This window comes from Streptomyces sp. NBC_00829 (assembly GCF_045161795.1).
GTDB lineage: Bacteria > Actinomycetota > Actinomycetes > Streptomycetales > Streptomycetaceae > Streptomyces.
In genome coordinates this window covers 6,044,446-6,061,745 of the sequence record NZ_CP108867.1, presented here as the reverse complement: position 1 = coordinate 6,061,745, position 17,300 = coordinate 6,044,446, and the positions used below count along the sequence as shown (strand labels likewise).

Below are 17,300 nucleotides of genomic sequence, written 5' to 3'. Positions count from 1 at the left end.
GCTCATGGCGGTCGTAAGTGGCAGTGACGGCTCGCACGGCGGGGGAACGCGGCTTCCTGCCCTGGTGTGGATCCTCACCAGGGCCGCACTGCTCATCTGCGTCCTGGGACTCGTCCCCTTCCCCGGCCCCGATGTCACCACCGACGTATCGGTCATCTACCGCGGCTGGCACGAGGTGCTGAGGACCGGCGTCTATCCGCTGGACGACGTCACCTGGCAGTACCCGCCCGCCGCCTCGTTCGCGATCCTCTCCCCCCGCCTGCTGCCGTTCCTCGGCTACGCCACCGCCTTCTTCGTCCTCGTCCTGGTCTGCGACGCGCTCGTCGCCGGACTGCTGCTCTACGCGGGCCGGCGGCCCGGCAAGTCCCAGCGCGGCAGCTGGGTCTGGGTGGCCGGTGTGCCGCTGCTCGGCCCGACCGCGTACGCCCGCTACGACCTGATGGTCACGGCCGTCGCCGTCTGCGCCCTCCTCGCGGGCGCACGCCATCCGCGCACGCTCGGCGCGCTGGCCGCCTTCGGCGCGATGCTCAAGGTCTGGCCGCTGCTGGCGCTCGCGGGTACCCCGCGCGGCCGTGCGACCCGCCGTTCCTGGCTCACCGCGGCGGCGACCGGGCTCTTTCTGACGCTGCTGCTCTCGGCGATGATGCCGGGGGCGCTCGCCTTCCTCAGCTTCCAGCGGGACCGGGGCACCGAGATCGAGTCACTGGGCGCCCTGGTCTTCCATGCCGGGCGCCACCTCGGCTGGCAGGGACGGACGCAGTTCAACTACGGCTCGGTGGAGTTCCTCGGCCCGTACGTCCCGCTCGTCTCCACAGCCGCCGTCGCCCTCACCCTCATCGCCTTCGGCTGGCTGGCGCTGTGGCGGCTGCGGGCGCTGAAGTTCGCGCCGAGCACCCCGTGCGACGCGGCCTTCACGGCCGTCCTGCTCTTCACCACCACGAGCCGGGTGATCAGCCCCCAGTACCTTCTCTGGCTGGTCGGCCTGGCGGCGGCCTCGCTCGCCTTCCGGGGAAGCCGGATGGCACTGCCCGCCCGGCTGGTGCTGGCCGCGACCGCGGTCACCGTGCTGGAGTTCCCCGTCTGGTTCGCGCATGTGGTGGCGAGCGACGCCCTGGGGGTGGCGCTGATCGCGGTACGCAACGGGCTGCTGGTGGCGGCGGCACTCACCGCGTGCCTGCGGCTGTGGCGTCAGACGGTGACCGAGCCGGGCCGCCGCGGACTGCTGCCCGCTCAGCCGACCCGGAACAACGCCCTGCTCTCCTCCTGACGCTCCGGCTGTGTGCGGGGCCGCCGGGGCATGCTCCGAATCGCGCGCCACCGGCACGGAGGACAAGCGCCGGCCCGACGAGGCGATCGAGGAGCCGGAGGGCTGAACGCCCGGCTCAGCCCTGCAGCCGCTCGCGCAGATGGTCCCGCCAGCGCACCGTGAATTCCTGCGGTGTCGTCCCCAGCACGTCGGCCAGCGCCTTCTCGACCGCGCCCGCCCGGTGTCCGCCCTCCCCGACCGCACGGTAGAAGGCGGTCAGCTTCCGCTCGCCCCAGCGCTCGGCGATCAGCTCACACGCCAGCCAGCCGCCCTCGTACGCGCGCGCCAGGGCGCCCGCGTCGCCGCCGAAGGCGAAGTCGGCGTCGGCGGGCAACTCGGCCGGCACATCTCCCCGGCGGACCGCCTGCCGGAGTTCGGGGGCGATCTGTCCCGCCGTGCTGCGCGTGTCCCGGTACGCGACCCAGTCCGCGAAGCCCTCCGAGAGCCACATCGGGGTGGCCTTGGAGGTGTGCGCGCGGGTGGCCACATGAGTGGTCTCGTGGGTGAGCACAACGCCCTGGCCGTAGTCGCCGAGCACCGAGTACGCCTGCGGGTTCACGATCACCCGGTCCGCGGGGGTCGTCCCGGCCGGACCCGTCTCGCCCGTGGTGACCGCGGCGATCCCCCGGTACGCGGACGAGGGCGCGCCCAGCAGCTGCCCCATGGCGGACAGCGAGGCGGGGACGAGGACCACCAGGCGCCCGGACCAGGGGGACGGCCAGGCGCCCGAGACGGCGGGCACGGCACGGTCCGCGGTCGCCGCGACGGCGCGCAGCCGTGGGCCGCCCTGTCCGACGGCGAGGACCAGGCTCCGCCGGCCCCGGACCACCTGGACGTCTCCCTGCTCCCAGAGCTGCCGGGCGCCGTTCTCGGCCGCCCGGTCGGCCGTGACGTACCAGCGGCCGTCCCGCTCGGCGAGCTCCAGCGTGCGGCGGGCGGTCACCGGCGCGGTGTCGTAGCCGTCGACCCGGTAGCGCAGGTCGGCCTCGGCGACCGCCCGCGGGCCGCTGCGCTTCACATCCCCCAGCCGGTACTCGAAGGAGCGCAGCGGAATGTCCGCGAGGTTGCGGAACTCCCGGCTCTCCGTTGCCCGCAGCCGCGTGGCACCGGGATCCACGGCCGCCAGATAGGCGCTCTCGTCGTGCCGGAGGACGGCGGCTGCGCGGCCGTCCAGGGTGCGCCGGATGTCCGTCACGGCGGGGTCGGTCGCCTCGGGGGCGGAGCAGCCGGACGCCAGCAGGGCGGCGGCGAGGCCGAGCCCCGCCGTACGCCGTATCGCCCGGCGCCCCGCGCGCCTCTGACCTGCCACACGGCCGATCGTACGGAACGCCGCCGGGAAGCGGAGCGGCTCAGATGCGGGTGACCGAGGAGACGGGCATCATGCCGACCGGGTCGTAGCGCACCGGCGCTCCCGGGTAGGGCGCGTGGATGACCTGCCCGTTGCCCGCGTACATCCCGATATGGCTGGCGTCGCTGCGGTACGCGACGAGGTCACCGGGCCGCGCCTGCGACAGGGGCACCTGCCGGCCCGCGTACCGCTGCGCCTGCGAGGTGCGCGGCAGCCCGACGCCCGCCTGCGCGTAGGACCACTGCGTCAGCCCCGAACAGTCGAAGCCGGAGGGGCCGTTGGCGCCCCAGACATACGGGCGGCCGACCGCGCTGCGGGCAGCCGTCATCGCGGCGGCGGCACGCGAGGAGGCGGGTCCGAGACCGGAGAGTTCCGGCCCCCAGTCGCGCCCGGAGCGGGAGGCCCGGTCATAGGCCGCGCGCTCCTCGGAGGGCAGGGAGTTCAGCAGCCGCCGCGCCTCGCCGAGTTTGCGCTCGACGGTGCGCTTGTGTCGGGCCACGGCGACCCGGCTGCGTTCCAGTTCGGCGAGGTCGCGGGTGGCTTCCGCGCGCTCCTGGCCGAGCCCGCGCTGCGCCCGCCGCAGATCGTTCAGCGCGGTTGCCTGCCGTTCACTGACGCGGTCCAGGGCTGCGGCGCCCTCGAGATAGCTGTCCGGGTCCGAGGAGAGCAGCAGGTCGAGCGCGGGGTCCATGCCTCCCGACCGGTACTGCGCGCTCGCCACCGAACCGAGCGCGCCCCGCATCCGGTTGATGCGCTCCTGGCCGCGGGCCACGCGGTCCTGGGCGTTCGACACCTGCTCCCGCAGCCGCGACACACGCTCACCGGCCCGGTTGAACTCCTCGGTGGCCTTCTCCGCCTCCTCGTAGAGGCGGTCGACCCTGCCGCGGGCGGACTCCGCGGTGTCCTGGGGGTCGGCGGTCGCCGGCGCGGCACCGAGTGCTGCCGCGGCCGTTGCCGCCGCCGCGGACAGGACGGTGACCCGGGCACTCTGAGTGAGGCCGGGGTGTGAGGGCCGTCGATGGGACGCCACGGGCCGCGCTCCCTTCCGCTGTACGAGATGTACGGGATGTTGCGCGGCAGACAGTAGCCGGGCGACCACACAGCGGCCAAAGACCGCGATGGGCACACAAAGTGACGCCCCGCCGGAGACCACAGGTCACCGGCGGGGCGCGACGTCAGCGGGAGTTGACGTAATTCGCCCGTTTGGGCGGGCGCGACGCGCGTGTCAGATACGCACGCCGAACTGGAACGGCATGTTGCCGATCGATTCGTAGCGGACGTTGGCGCCGGGCTTCGGGGCGTGCAGCACCTGGCCGTTGCCCGCGTAGAGGCCGACGTGGTGCATGTCGCCGTAGAAGATGACCAGGTCGCCCTGCTGGAGGCCGCTCTGCGAGTAGATGCGGGTGCCGGCGTTGGCCTGCGACTGGGAGGTCCGGGGTATGGAGACACCGGCCTGCGCGTACGCCCAGGAGGTCAGTCCGGAGCAGTCGAAGGCGTTGGGGCCGGAGGCGCTGTAGACGTACGGGGCGCCGATCTTGCTCTGCGCTGCGGCGAAGGCCGCTCCCGCGCGCTGCGAGGCCGGGACCGCGTTGCCGAGGTCCGCACGCGAGTCGGCGCGGTTGGCGCGGCTCTCGTCGGCGGAGAGCGCGGCGCGCTCCTTCGCGGTGAGGGAGTTGAGAAGCTTCTGCGCCGCGGCGAGCTTGGTCTGGACTTCCTTCTTCTTGACGCCCAGCTGCTTGCGCGTGTCGGCCAGATCGCCCAGTTTGTCCTGGGCCTCCTTGCGCTGCTGCGCGAGCGTGCGCTGCTTGGACTGGATCTCCGACAGCGCCTCGGTCTGCTTGGCGCCGAGCTGGTCCAGCGCGGAGGCCTTGTCCAGGTAGGTGTCCGGGTCAGAGGAGAGGAAGAGCTGCACCGCGGGGTCGATACCGCCGGAGCGGTACTGTGCGCTCGCCACGGAACCGAGGCTGTCGCGCAGGGTGTTGAGTTCGTCCTGACCGCGGGCGACCTTGTCCTGAAGCGCGTCGACCTGCTTCTCGAGCTTGTTCTGCTGCTCCTTGGCCCCGTTGTAGGTCTCGGTGGCCTTCTCCGCCTCTTCGTAGAGCTTTTCGACCTTCTCCTTGACCTCGCTCTTGCTCGGCGTCGGCTCAGCCTGGGCGGCCTGGGAGGTCAGAGCTACGGCCGCGGCGGCGGTCGCGGTGAGCACGGTCACGCGGGCGCGGCTCGGCTGCTTGGGTCGACGGTGGGACGCCACGAAGGCGAGCTCCTTCTTCCTCGAGCCGCCTACCGGGCTGTGGGGGATTGAATCCCCGGCTCCGCGCAGGCAGCACCCCCGGACAAAAGGGCTGAAGTGCGCAGACTCGGCGGTTCCTTCGCTGTTCGCCCCGGATGGACGATCAACCGCGCGAAGGTTCGAGGCCCGACCCTAGTGACCTTCTTGTGATCAGTTCAAATCCTGTCGAGAAAAATCTCGGCACGGAGCGGTTTCTTTACTCACATCACACGCGTAGTAGCGGCCACTTGACGCAACGTCCCGCCAATACATGCACGAATTCGGGCATTCTGCGCGGTAGTTACTTAGACCCGCGAAAGCCGCTTCAGCAACAAGGCGGACGCGACGGGCCTCGCGCCCGCCTTCGCCACTCCGTCGGCGACCTCGCGGTCGGTGGAGACCACGACCACGGGCCTGCCCAGCGGCTCCGCCCGCACCAGCTGACGGATGAGCTCGTCGGCGGTCACACCGGGCTTGGAGAACAGCACGCGCACCCCGCGCGGCGGCGCCAGCAGCACCGGCGCCGCCAGCTCCGCCCCGTCGAAGACACAGGTGATCTCGGCGCCGGTCTGCGCCGCCAGCACCGAGAGCCCGCCGAGCAGCCGCAGCCGCTGCCTCTCCAGCGGCATCGTCGGATAGCCGGTCTTGGTGACGTTGTAGCCGTCCACCACCAGGTGGGCCTGCGGCAGGGCGAGCAGTTGGTCCAGCAGAGCGGGGTCGTTCTCGGAGAGCGCGCGGGCCGCGATGTCCTTCGGTGACATCCGGCCGGGCTCGACCGCGTCGACCGTGTCGGCGGGATGGAGTGTCGCGGGCGGCAGGGCCAGTTCCCTGCGCAGCCCCGATGCGGCGTCGAGTACGGTGTCGAGCAGCAGCCGTAGCCGCATGTCCTCGATCGAGCGGCCCTCCCGGGCGGCCCGCCGGCCCGCCTCGACGGCCGCCTCGGCCTCGCCCAGGCGCGCCTTGAGCCGCCGGCTCTCGCTCTCCGCGGCCGAGACCTGCGCCGCGGACTCCGAGCGGACGGCCTCGATGTCGGCGGCCCTGCGGCGCAGGGCCGCCTCGCCGCGCTTCACGTCACTCAGGGCGCTGCGCAGCTTGCGGCGAAGCGATTCGGCTTCCTTGCGGGCCGTCTCCAGCTCCGTGCGCAGCCGCTCCGTCTCGCTCTTGGTCAGGCCGCGCGCCTCGGTCAGCTCCGCGCGCAGCCGCTCCAGCTCACGCCGTCCGGCCTCGTCCGCACGCTCGGCGTCCGCACGCTGGGCCTCCTCGCCCGCGGCGGCGACTAGTTTCACCCATCCGGCGGGCCTCAGCACATAGGCGGCGGCGGCCACATCGACGGGATCGGCGGCGGCCGGGGGCGATCCGGCCTCCAGCGCGCCGGCGAGCTCCGGCTGCGCGTGGCTGAGCCGCTCGGCGATGCGCTGGCGGAAGACGGGGTCGTTCTCCAGCGCGGCGGCCATCGCGTTCCCCGCGAACTTGGCACGACGGGTCGGGGTGAAACGGGCGTACTGCCGCAGCTGGGCGGGAAGTTCGGCGACGGTCAGGCCGCCGAAGGCGTCCGAGACCAGCGCCACGACCCTGCGCCGTACACCTTCCGGCAGCGGGCGGTCGAGCGCCTCGGCGGCGTCATCGGCCGCACCGGCCGGCTCACCGCCGTCTTCAGGCTGCTCCACGATCCGTCACCCCACTACCCGTTCGGGCCGCTCCCTCAGGAGCCGGCGCCCGGCCTGTCCACCAGCTCGATCTGGTCCACCGCGCTGCACCAGCGGCAGCGGACCGACTCGATGGTCTCACTGACCACCTCGCGCTCCTCGACCGTCGGCTCGCCGGCCAGGTCCAGATGGACGTACTCGACGACCTTGGAGGAGCGTGTGACATCGAAGCGGGTGAGGTTTCCGCAGAGCGTGCAGCGCCAGCGGGTCTCGGCGGTCGGCGAAGGAACCGTCGTCATCGTGCCGTCCTTTTTCGTTCTTTTTCGTTGTACGAGTGCGGATGCCGCTGTGCGCCGTCGGACTGCGGGTGTACTCCCTGTAACCCTACGGCCTCGCAGGTGTCCCATGACGCGGCGAGGCATCCTGTACCGTTCGGTCCCACTACGCCATGCTCTGTCCATGATCAGTTGGCGGACTGCGCTCCGGGACGCGGTGACCGGTCCAGCGGTGACATACGGCGTGATCGCCCTCTGCTGTGCGGCCTTCGTGATCAGTCCGGTATCGGGCCTCGACCCGGCGTACGGAACCGGTGACGCACTGCTCACCGCGCAGAGCCGGTACTTCGAGCGCTGGGGCGTCGTCCCCGCCGAGCTGATGAGCGGCTCCCCCGGCGCCCTGATCACCCCGCTCACCGCCCTTTTCGTACACGGCAGTTGGCTCCACCTGCTCGGCAACATGCTCTTCCTCTACGTCTTCGGAGCGATGGCAGAGAAGCGCATGGGGCAGCTTCAGTTCGCCCTGTTCTATCTGGGCTGCGGCTACCTCGCGCTGCTCGCCTACGCGGCGGCCAACGCCGACTCCGAGCAGACCCTGGTGGGAGCGTCAGGGGCCATCTCGGGCGTGCTCGGCGCGTTCCTCTACCTCTTCCCGAAGGCACGGGTCACCAGTCTCTTCCCGTTCCTCTTCTTCCTGCCGCTGCGCTTCCCCGCCTGGATCGTCCTGATCTTCTGGTTCGTCCTGCAGTGGCTGGCGGCCCAGGGGGCGGGCAGCGGGCCCGGAGTCGCCTACCTCGCGCACCTCGTGGGATTCGGGGCAGGCTTTCTCTTCGCCTGGGGACGATGCGGACGTGGTACTAGAGTGAAGGCGCAAACAGGGGCCACCGAGGGAGAACACCAACCGTGATCACCGCGATCGTGCTCATCAAGACCAGCGTGGACCGCATCCCCGAGATCGCGGAGTCCATCGCGGCGCTGGACAGCGTCAGCGAGGTCTTCTCGGTCACCGGTACATACGACCTGATCGCGATGGTGCGGGTGGCCAGGCACGATGATCTGGCGGACGTCATCCCGGGCCGCATCAGCAAGATCCAGGGTGTCGAGGGGACGGACACACATGTCGCGTTCCGCACCTACTCCCAGCACGATCTGGAGGCTGCATTCGCGATCGGCCTCGACGCGTAGCACCCCTCCGACCCGTAGCGCCTCTGCGACACGTAGCACCCCTCCCTTATCGCCGCGCGCCCGCGGCAGCACGCGGGCCCGCGCCGTCGCGGCGCGGGCCCGGTGACAGGACGCGGGAATCAGACCGCCGGGACGCAGCGGCCGTCCTCCGTGTGGTAGTTCCACCTCGCGCCGTCGGTGACCAGCTCCTTCACCGCCCCGACGAAACGCTCCACGTGCTCATCGGGCGTACCCGCGCCGAAGCTGACCCGGATCGCGTTCAGTGACCGCTCGCCCGGCTCGGCCTCCGGGGCGCCGCACTCGCCCGGGTCCTGCGGGTCGGTGCCGAGCAGCGTGCGGACCAGCGGGTGGGCGCAGAACAGGCCGTCGCGGACCCCGATGCCGTACTCCGCCGACAGGGCCGCCGCGAAGTGCGAGCTGTTCCAGCCCTCGACGACGAAGGAGATGACGCCGACTCTCGGGGCGTCATCGCCGAAGAGGGAGAGGACCTTCACCTGGGGGACCTCGGCGAGGCCCGCGCGGACCTTCGCCACCAGCTGCTGCTCACGGGCGACGAGCCGGTCGAAGCCGGCCTCGGTGAGCGCCTTGCAGGCGGAGGCGATGGAGTGGACGCCGATGACGTTCGGCGAGCCGGCCTCGTGACGGGCGGCCGTGGTGTGCCACTCGACGTCCACACCGCCGTCCGTACGACGGGCCACCTTCCGCGACGCCCCGCCGCCCGCCAGGTACGGCTCCGCTGCCTGCAGCCAGTCCGCGCGGCCGGCGAGCACGCCCGAGCCGAACGGCGCGTACAGCTTGTGCCCTGAGAAAGCGACCCAGTCCACGTCGAGGTCGCGCACGGAGACAGGGTGGTGCGGCGCGAGCTGTGCCGCGTCGAGGACGATCCGCGCGCCGTGCGCGTGGGCCGCCGCCGCGAGCTCCTTCACCGGCCACAGCTCGCCGGTGACGTTGGACGCGCCGGTCACGCAGACCAGGGCGGGACCGTGGGGTTCACGGCCGGCCAGCGCCCGCTCCAGCGTGGCGACGGCCTCGGCCGGGTCACGCGGCGCGTCCAGGTAGGTGACCTGCGCGCCGCGCCACGGCAGCAGCGAGGCGTGGTGCTCGGTCTCGAAGACGAAGACCCGGCAGTCGGCGGGGAGGGCCGCGGCGAGCAGGTTCAGGGAGTCGGTGGTGGAACGGGTGAAGACGACCTGGTCGCCGTCGCGGCAGTCGAGGAACTCGTGGACCGTCACACGGCTGTTCTCGAACAGGTCGGTGGACAGCTGCGAGAGGTAGCCCGCACCGCGGTGCACGCTGCCGTAGTACGGCGCGTAGGCGGCGACGTCGTCCCACACCCGCTGGAGGGCGGGCGCGCTCGCGGCGTAGTCGAGCGCGGCGTAGGTGACCTCACCGCCGGTGACGAGCGGCACGGTCACATCGCGGCCGAGCACCGGCAGCGGGGCCGCGCAGAGAGGGTCTTCGGACTCGGGGGCCGCGGCGGAGGAGGAAACGACGGGGGCGGAGGCGATGGGTGCGGCGGTGTTCGAGCGTGCGGACATGGCGGTATCTCCCGGCAGGACAAACAGAATGGCTTCGGCAGACCCGTGGGCACGGCGACTCAACGGCCGCACACCGCACGGGGGTTGCCTCGAACGCACGGCGGTGGCCGCACGGAGGCGTACTGAAGAAGGGGCTGAGAAGCCCTATCGCATTCGCTTGCTCACGAGACTGCTCCCTTGAGGACCAGGACCCCAGGGCTGCAGGGGTCCGCGCTTGCCGCGGACCTCGCTGCCCACGGCCTGGTCTTCACCCGGGGCACCCCGCCACGGACGGAGGGTTGCCGGACAGCGAGCCGGGGCCGTAATCGCTGTCACTCATGACCTTGGTGAGCATCCTGCCATAGGTCCCACGGTGTGCAAGGCGAGGTCCAGTTCCTGAGACAGAAACCACACCACGCCTTGCCTCACACCTCAGAAACCTCAGGCGTTGCTGACGGCGACCCATCGCTCAAGCGCGGCTCTGGCCGCACCCGAGTCGATCGCCCGGGCCGCCCGGGCGATGCCCGCGGCGAGCTGTTCGTTCAGCGTGCCGTCGGTCGGCTCCAGCGCAGCCAGTGCCGCCGCGGAGTTCAGCAGCACCGCGTCCCGTACGGGCCCGGTCTCGCCGCTCAGCAGCCGGCGGGCCACATCCGCGTTGAAGGACGCGTCCGCGCCCCTGAGGGCTTCCACCGGCACCAGGTCGATGCCGATGTCCCTCGGGTCGAACGCCTCCTCGCGCACCGCGCCGTCCCGGACCACCCACACCTTGGACGTGGCCGTCGTCGTCAGCTCGTCCAGGCCGTCGTCGCCCCGGAAGACCAGGGCCGACGAGCCGCGCTCGGCCAGCACCCCGGCCATGATCGGCGCCATCCTCGCGTCCGCAACACCGGTGGCCTGGGCCTTGACCTGGGCCGGATTGGTGAGCGGGCCGAGGAAGTTGAACGTGGTGCGGATGCCGAGCTCCTTGCGGGCGGCGGCCACATGCCGCAGCGCCGGGTGGAACTTCACCGCGAAGCAGAAGGTGATGCCCGCCTCCTCGGCGACCTCGGCAACGCGCTTCGGCGTCAGCTCCAGATTGACGCCGAGCTTCTCCAGCACGTCGGAGGCACCGCTCGCCGACGACGCGGCGCGGTTGCCGTGCTTGACGACCTTCGCGCCGGTCCCCGCGACCACGATCGCGGACATCGTCGAGATGTTCACCGTCTTCGCGCCGTCGCCGCCCGTGCCGACGATGTCGACACTGGGCCCGGGGACCGAGATCAGGTTCGCGTGGGCGTACATCGTCCGTACGAGACCGGAGATCTCCTCGACCGTCTCGCCCTTGGCGCGCAGCGCGACCGCGAAGCCGGCGATCTGGGCGTTCGTCGCCTCGCCGCTGAGGATGCGGTCCATCGCCCACGCGGTGGAGTGGGCGCTCTGGTCCCGGTTGTCGAGGAGGGCGTTCAGCACACCGGGCCAGGAGAGGTCCGCCACGCTGTCGCCGCCAACCGGGGTCACAACGTTCATGGTCCGCTCCAGGGTCCACAGCCGATAAGGGATGGGTCCCACCCTATCCAGCGCGGCGGACGGCGAAGAGCCCCGTCCGACGAATGGACGGGGCTCCCGCTGTGGCGACCTCGGAGGTCGGAAGGATCAGTGGTGGCCGTGGCCGCTGGTGATCTTCTTGAACTCCTCGCTGGTGGGCTTGGGAATCTGGTTCGCCTCGCCGTAGTAGCTCTTGCTCAGCTTCGCCTTCAGCTTCTGGATGCGGCCGATCTTGCGCTCGACGCCGTTCTCGTCGACCGTCGGGCCGATCTCAAGCGGCTCGTACTGCTCGTGCGCCGTGAGCTGGAACAGGTCACCCTGGCTGAGCGGCTCGTGGACCTCGACGAACTCACCGTGCGGCAGGCGCTTGATGATGCCGCTCTCGCGACCGTGCAGCACCTTGTCCCTGTCGCGCCGCTGCAGACCCAGGCAGATCCGCTTGGTGATGATGAAGGCGATGACCGGTCCGATGAAGAAGAAGATCCGGACGAACCAGGTGATCGCGTTGATCGAGAGGTGGAAGTGGGTGGCCCAGAGGTCGTTTCCACCACCGATCAGCAGGATGAAGTACCAGGTCAGCCAGGCCACACCGAACGCGGTACGCGTCGGGGCGTTGCGCGGGCGGTCCAGGATGTGGTGCTCGCGCTTGTCCCCGGTGACCCAGGACTCGATGAACGGGTAGACCGCGATCGCCGCCAGCACCAGCGGGAAGATCACCAGCGGGATGAACACGCCCAGGACGAGCGTGTGACCCCAGGCGTTGATCTCCCAGCCGGGCATCACCCGGATGAGGCCTTCGGAGAAGCCCATGTACCAGTCGGGCTGTGCGCCGGTGGACACCTGGTCCGGCCGGTACGGTCCGAGCACCCAGATCGGGTTGATCGAGGCGATCGCCGAGACGACCGCGATGACACCGAAGACCAGGAAGAAGAAGCCTCCGGCCTTGGCCATGTAGATCGGCAGCAGCGGCATGCCCACGACGTTCTTGTTCGTCCGGCCGGGACCGGCGAACTGCGTGTGCTTGTGGTAGAAGACCAGGATCAGGTGGCCCACCAGCAGGCCCATCATGATGCCGGGCAGCAGCAGGATGTGGACCGAGTAGAACCTGGCCACGAAGTCCCCGCCGGGGAACTCCCCGCCGAAGAGGAACATCGACAGGTACGTGCCCACGACCGGCACCGACAGGATCGCGCCCTCCATGAAGCGCACACCCGTGCCGGAGAGCAGGTCGTCCGGGAGCGAGTAGCCGGTGAAGCCGGTGAACATGCCGAGCACCAGCAGCAGGAACCCGAACAGCCAGTTGACCTCGCGGGGCTTGCGGAACGCGCCGGTGAAGAAGACACGCATCATGTGGACGAGCATGCCCGCCACGAAGATCAGGGCCGCCCAGTGGTGGATCTGCCGGATGAGCAGACCGCCGCGGACGTCGAAGCTGATGTGCAGCGTCGAGGCGAACGCCTCCGACATCCGCACACCCTGCAACGGGACGTACGTGCCGTGGTACTCCACCTCGTTCATCGACGGGTGGAAGAACAGCGTCAGATACACACCCGTGAGGATGATGATGATGAAGCTGTAGAGGCAGATCTCACCGAGCATGAAGGACCAGTGGTCCGGGAAGATCTTGCGCATATTGGCCTTGGCCAGGCCGTAGATGCCCAGTCGGCCATCGGCCCAGTCGGCCACCCGCTCGCCGGCGGGCGCCTTGCGCTTGCTATCGGCTGTAGTACTCATCCGCGCTCCCAGAAGGCAGGACCGACAGGCTCGTCGAAGTCGCCGAGCGCCTCGAGGTTGCCCTCGGCGTTCACGCCGATCCGCAGCTGCGGCAGGCGGTGGCCGGCCGGGCCGAAGATGACACGAGCGCCGTCGGAGAGGTCGAAGGTGGACTGGTGGCACGGGCAGAGAACGTGGTGCGTCTGCTGCTCGTACAGGCTGATCGGGCAGCCGACGTGCGTGCAGATCTTCGAGAACGCCACGATGCCCTCGTGCGACCACTCGAGCTCGCGCTTGTCCTTGATGTCGTCCGGCTGGAGCCGGACGATCATCAGGGCCGCCTTGGCGATCTCCTTCTGGAAGTCCTCGGCGTCCTCCTCCAGGCCCTCGGGCATGGCGAAGGTCAGCGAACCGACGATGACGTCCTCGGGACGCAGCGGCTCGTTGGTGTTCATGTTGATGAGCTGCTTGCCCTTGGCCCACAGCGTCGAGCGCAGCTTCTTCTCCGGCAGCGGACCGAGGTCGCGCAGCAGCATCACACCGGCGAGCGGCACCATGGCCAGCGCGCCGAACAGGGTGGTGCGGAGCAGCTTGCGCCGGCCGAAGCCGGACTCCTCCGCGCCGGCCTGGAAGTCCGCCAGGACCTTCGCCTTGACCTCGGGTTCGGCCTCGATCGGGTGACGCTCGTCGGCGATCTCCTGGTCGGACATCAGGGTGCGGGCCCAGTGGACCGCGCCCGCGCCGATGCAGAAGAGGGCGATGCCGAGCGTCGTACCGAGCGCGAAGTTCAGCGAGCTCACATGGCCGATGGGCCAGATGTAGACGATCTCGGTGACCGGGAAGATCACGTAGGAGGCGATGAAGCCGATCGTGGCCAGCATCGACAGCGTGAACAGGAGGGCGACCGTGCGCTCGGAGCGCTTGGCGGCCCGCTCGTCGATGTCCTGGACGCGCGGCTTGTGGACCGGCAGTCCCGGGTCGGCGAACGGGTCCTCCGCGACCTGTACCGCGCCGTGCGCGGCCTTGTCCTGCTCTGTGGGCAGGTTCTCTTCTGGAATCTCTTGGCTACTCATGACTTCTTGGCCTTAGCGGTGTGGGCCGCGACCCAGATGGCAACTGCGATCAGCGCACCCAGACCGACGATCCAGCCGAACAGGCCCTCGCTGACGGGGCCGAGGCCGCCGAGGTTGAGGCCGCCGGGGCTTGCCGAGTCGCCGCCGTTCACGGTCTGGATGTACTTGATGATGTCCTGCTTCTGCTTCTCCGGCAGCGTGGTGTCGGGGAAGGAGGGCATGTTCTGCGGGCCGGTCTGCATGGCCTCGTAGATGTGCTTGGGGTCCACGCCTTCAAGGCTCGGGGCGTACTTGCCGTTCGTCAGCGCGCCACCCTCACCCGTGAAGTTGTGGCACTCGGCGCAGTTCGTACGGAACAGGTCGCCACCCTTGGCGATGTCCGCGTGCTCGGGGTTGTACTGCTCCTTCGTCGGCGTGATGGGACCCGCGCCGAGGGAGGCGACGTACGCCGCGAGCTGGTCGATCTGGCTCTGCGTGTAGGTGACCGGCTTCTTCGGCACCTGGGCGCCTGGCTGCTGGGCCGGCATCCGGCCCGTGCCGACCTGGAAGTCGACGGCGGCGGAGCCCACGCCGACGAGGCTCGGGCCGTCAGAACTTCCCTGACCGCCGGTTCCGTGGCAGCTGGCGCAGCCGACGGTGTAGAGCTTCTGGCCCTCCTTGATGGCAAGGGACTGGGCGGTTTCATCGGCCTGCGCCTTGTCCGCGGGTGCGAACGCGGCGTACAGCCCCCCAGTGGCCGCCAGCGCGAGGAGTAGGACGACGACCGCCGCCAGCGGATGGCGTCGTCGTGAGGAGAGCTTTTTCACGGATTACCCCGGTGTCAGGATCTTCTGCGTCGATGCTTCTGGACTGTGTCTGCTTCGGGCGGCGTCAGCCGCCCTCGCCATTACTTGATCATGTAGATCGTGGCGAAGAGGCCGATCCAGACGACATCGACGAAGTGCCAGTAGTAGGACACGACGATGGCGGCGGTTGCCTGCTCGTGCGTGAATCTCCTCGCTGCGTACGTCCTGCCGAGGACCAGCAGGAAGGCGATGAGACCGCCCGTCACGTGCAGGCCGTGGAAGCCGGTGGTCAGGTAGAACGCCGAGCCGTACGGATCCGAGGACAGCGAGAGGCCGTCCTTCTTGACCAGTTCGGTGTACTCGAAGACCTGACCGCCGATGAAGATCGCACCCATCACGAAGGTGATCACGAACCAGCTGCGGAGCTTCTTCACATCGCCCCGCTCCGCGGCGAATACGCCGAGCTGGCAGGTGAGGGAGGAGAGCACCAGGATCGTGGTGTTCGTCGCCGAGAACGGGAAGTTCAGGGCCGAAGCCATTTCCTTCCAGTGCTCGGCGCCCGTCACCGATCGCAGGGTGAAGTACATCGCGAAGAGGGCCGCGAAGAACATCAGCTCGGAACTCAGCCAGATGATCGTTCCGACGCTGGTGAGGTTCGGCCGATTGACCGACGGGTGCGCGTGCCCGGTTTCTACTGTCGTTGCTGTCGCCACGACCGACATTATGTCGGTCGCTTATCCCGCCCTCACTCCGGGGGGTGCCGTTCGGTGTGTCAGTGGGCCCTGTCCAGCCCGAACGGCCCATCGAAGCCCCGTCCGAACCGCTGTTGACAGGGAGTCGGACGGAGTAGCATCCGCGCATCGGTTCCTGATGCAGTGCCGCCGTCGATTCGGAGGAACAATGCAGTCGAGCGCCACGGTCCTGGTCTACAGCGACGACGCCAGTACGCGCGAGCAGGTGCGCCTGGCGGCCGGGCGCAGGCTCGCGGCCGATGTTCCTCCGCTCGAGTTCGTCGAGTGCGCCACCCTGCCCGCCGTGCTGAAGCAGCTGGACCAGGGCGGCATCGACGCCTGTGTGCTGGACGGGGAGACGGTTCCCGCGGGCGGCATGGGCGTCTGCCGGCAGATCAAGGACGAGATCTTCAACTGCCCGCCCGTGCTGCTGCTGATCGGCCGCCCGCAGGACGCCTGGCTGGCCACCTGGAGCCGTGCGGAGGCCGCGGTGACCCTTCCGGTCGAGCCGGTCGAGTTCGCGGACGCCCTGGCCGCTCTGCTGCGCGGCCGGCTCGCCGTTCAGGCGTGAGACAGGGCCGGTGACGGTCAGACCTGGGGGCGCAGGCGCGCCGCGTCGGACGGGCTGCTGCCGTCTCGGGTGTCGGCCACCAGGGCGCTGCCCTTGCGCCACTTGTCCCAGTCCAGGTTCCAGTCGCCGAAGCCGTTCCCGAACGGGTCCATCTCGTCGCCCGCGCTGTTGACGACCTTGACGATGTCGCCCTCGCGGACGGTCTCGTAGAACCAGGCAGCGTTGCCGGTGGACATTCCGGTGCAGCCGTGGCTCACGTTGGCGTATCCCTGCGAGCCGACGGACCAGGGTGCGGCGTGGACGTACTCACCGCTCCAGGTGACGCGTGTGGCGTAGTAGACAGGCAGGTCGTACGAGTCGGCGCTGCCCTCGGCTATGCCGATGCTGGTACCGCGCATCCGTACGAAGTACTCCTTGCCGAGCACGACCTTGATCCCGTTGCGCGTGGAGAAGCCCGGTTTGCCGGTGGTCACCGGGATGGTGTTGATCACTTCTCCGTTGCGTATGACCGTCATCTGGTGCGATCCGGCGTCGGTGATGGCCTCGATACGGTCGCCGATGGTGATTTTCAGGCCCTTCGACGAGCCGCCGTAGAGCTTGTCGGAGACCTTGACGCCCTGGAGGTTGCTGGTGGCGTTCACGGCCGCGCCGCTCGGCCAGTACTCCTTGGGGCGGAAGTGCAGGCTCTTGTCGTCCACCCAGTACCAGGCGCCCTCCACGGCGGGGCTGGATTCAACCTTCAGGGCGCGTTCGACGACCGCCCTGGCCTCCTTGGATCTCACCGGGGCGCTGAGCTCCGCGGTGATGGGCTGCCCGACGCCGTACGTGCCCGCCTTGGGGCCGAACTTGACCGTCAGGAGCGATGAGGCGGGCGCGGTCTCGAAGGTGAGCGTATGGACACCAGGAGCGCCGTCCGCGTCCTCCGTGGAGACCTTCACGGTGTACTTGGCGCCGGCCGACAGGGGCGAGGTGGACCGCCAGCGTGTGCCGTCGGCGTTCAGCTCGCCCGCGAGGTAGTGGCCGGCCTCGTCTATGACGGTCACGTCGGTGATGCGGCCGTCGTCGCCGTCGGCGGTGACTTCGAGCGGTTTGTCCGGGTCCACCTTCACATCCCCCGAGGGCGTGTTGAAGGACACCTGCTCGGCCGCGTCGAAGGGCTTCGAGGCGAGCGGATCGCCGTCTGAATCGCCGCACGCGGTTGCGCCCGCCCCGAGGGAGACGGCCAGCAGGGTGCAGCTGAGGACGGTACGGATGTGCGGCGTGTGGTTCATAAGCACACGTTATGAAGATCATTCGGTAGCGGCGCGCCGGGAGACTGCAAATGGCCGGGCCCGGATCCCTCTCAGGAGTGAGGGGG

Annotated in this window: 16 protein-coding genes and 1 riboswitch; of the genes, 4 read left to right on the top strand and 12 right to left on the bottom strand. The window is 69.8% G+C overall.

Features of this window, described 5'->3' with window-relative positions; genetic code table 11:
* Positions 1 to 4 precede the first annotated feature (4 nt).
* Positions 5 to 1,267 carry a glycosyltransferase 87 family protein gene (locus OG293_RS26915; RefSeq protein WP_406001354.1) on the top strand — a complete coding sequence of 421 codons (1,263 nt, stop codon included), beginning with the start codon at positions 5 to 7 and terminating at the stop codon, positions 1,265 to 1,267.
* 115 nt (positions 1,268 to 1,382) lie between these two features.
* Here the strand turns inward: OG293_RS26915 and OG293_RS26910 are convergent, their stop codons facing one another.
* The 5 genes from OG293_RS26910 to OG293_RS26890 all read right to left on the bottom strand — a co-directional run bounded on the left by OG293_RS26910 (position 1,383) and on the right by OG293_RS26890 (position 6,868).
* Positions 1,383 to 2,615 (bottom strand): hypothetical protein, encoded by a 1,233-nt coding sequence (locus OG293_RS26910; RefSeq protein ID WP_406001353.1) that lies wholly within the window; start codon positions 2,613 to 2,615, stop codon positions 1,383 to 1,385.
* A 40-nt stretch (positions 2,616 to 2,655) separates the two neighbouring features.
* Entirely contained in the window at positions 2,656 to 3,684 is a 1,029-nt protein-coding gene (locus OG293_RS26905) for an NlpC/P60 family protein (protein ID WP_406001352.1), read from the bottom strand.
* Between the two features lie 195 nt (positions 3,685 to 3,879).
* A complete protein-coding gene (locus OG293_RS26900) occupies positions 3,880 to 4,905 on the bottom strand; it encodes an NlpC/P60 family protein (protein ID WP_406001351.1) in 1,026 nt (341 codons plus the stop codon).
* Positions 4,906 to 5,228: 323 nt separating this feature from the next.
* Positions 5,229 to 6,590, bottom strand: coding sequence for an NYN domain-containing protein (locus OG293_RS26895; RefSeq protein WP_406001350.1), 1,362 nt, complete (start codon positions 6,588 to 6,590; stop codon positions 5,229 to 5,231).
* A gap of 35 nt (positions 6,591 to 6,625) precedes the next feature.
* On the bottom strand, positions 6,626 to 6,868 hold the full coding sequence (locus OG293_RS26890; RefSeq protein WP_406001349.1) for a hypothetical protein: 243 nt from the start codon (positions 6,866 to 6,868) through the stop codon (positions 6,626 to 6,628).
* A gap of 160 nt (positions 6,869 to 7,028) precedes the next feature.
* Here OG293_RS26890 and OG293_RS26885 point away from each other — a divergent pair, with 160 nt between their 5' ends.
* Entirely contained in the window at positions 7,029 to 7,751 is a 723-nt protein-coding gene (locus OG293_RS26885; RefSeq protein ID WP_406001348.1) for a rhomboid family intramembrane serine protease, read from the top strand.
* Positions 7,748 to 8,029: an Lrp/AsnC family transcriptional regulator gene (locus tag OG293_RS26880; RefSeq protein ID WP_406001347.1), complete on the top strand. Its 282-nt coding sequence runs from the start codon at positions 7,748 to 7,750 to the stop codon at positions 8,027 to 8,029. The genes OG293_RS26885 and OG293_RS26880 overlap by 4 nt, the downstream gene beginning before the upstream one ends.
* A gap of 119 nt (positions 8,030 to 8,148) precedes the next feature.
* Here OG293_RS26880 and OG293_RS26875 read toward each other — a convergent pair whose 3' ends face one another.
* The 6 genes from OG293_RS26875 to OG293_RS26850 all read right to left on the bottom strand — a co-directional run bounded on the left by OG293_RS26875 (position 8,149) and on the right by OG293_RS26850 (position 15,363).
* A complete protein-coding gene (locus OG293_RS26875; protein WP_406001346.1) occupies positions 8,149 to 9,567 on the bottom strand; it encodes an aminotransferase class V-fold PLP-dependent enzyme in 1,419 nt (472 codons plus the stop codon).
* A gap of 205 nt (positions 9,568 to 9,772) precedes the next feature.
* Positions 9,773 to 9,890, bottom strand: a riboswitch (SAM riboswitch).
* A gap of 97 nt (positions 9,891 to 9,987) precedes the next feature.
* Positions 9,988 to 11,052 (bottom strand): anthranilate phosphoribosyltransferase, encoded by a 1,065-nt coding sequence (trpD, locus tag OG293_RS26870; RefSeq protein ID WP_406001345.1) that lies wholly within the window; start codon positions 11,050 to 11,052, stop codon positions 9,988 to 9,990.
* A 126-nt stretch (positions 11,053 to 11,178) separates the two neighbouring features.
* On the bottom strand, positions 11,179 to 12,804 hold the full coding sequence (locus OG293_RS26865) for a cytochrome bc complex cytochrome b subunit (protein ID WP_406001344.1): 1,626 nt from the start codon (positions 12,802 to 12,804) through the stop codon (positions 11,179 to 11,181).
* Complete coding sequence (locus OG293_RS26860) at positions 12,801 to 13,856, bottom strand: Rieske 2Fe-2S domain-containing protein (protein ID WP_406001343.1); 1,056 nt, start codon at positions 13,854 to 13,856, stop codon at positions 12,801 to 12,803. The genes OG293_RS26865 and OG293_RS26860 overlap by 4 nt, the downstream gene beginning before the upstream one ends.
* On the bottom strand, positions 13,853 to 14,662 hold the full coding sequence (locus OG293_RS26855; RefSeq protein WP_406001342.1) for a c-type cytochrome: 810 nt from the start codon (positions 14,660 to 14,662) through the stop codon (positions 13,853 to 13,855). The genes OG293_RS26860 and OG293_RS26855 overlap by 4 nt, the downstream gene beginning before the upstream one ends.
* Before the next feature lie 80 nt (positions 14,663 to 14,742).
* Positions 14,743 to 15,363, bottom strand: a complete 621-nt coding sequence (locus tag OG293_RS26850) for a heme-copper oxidase subunit III (RefSeq protein ID WP_406001341.1) — start codon at positions 15,361 to 15,363, stop codon at positions 14,743 to 14,745.
* 178 nt (positions 15,364 to 15,541) lie between these two features.
* Between OG293_RS26850 and OG293_RS26845 the strand changes: the two genes are divergently transcribed.
* The gene (locus OG293_RS26845) at positions 15,542 to 15,943 is read left to right on the top strand and encodes a hypothetical protein (protein WP_406001340.1); all 402 of its coding nucleotides are present in this window, start codon (positions 15,542 to 15,544) and stop codon (positions 15,941 to 15,943) included.
* A gap of 17 nt (positions 15,944 to 15,960) precedes the next feature.
* On the opposite strand, the gene OG293_RS26840 is transcribed toward OG293_RS26845, so the two are convergent.
* Positions 15,961 to 17,214, bottom strand: coding sequence for an Ig-like domain-containing protein (locus OG293_RS26840; RefSeq protein WP_406001339.1), 1,254 nt, complete (start codon positions 17,212 to 17,214; stop codon positions 15,961 to 15,963).
* Positions 17,215 to 17,300: the final 86 nt, after the last annotated feature.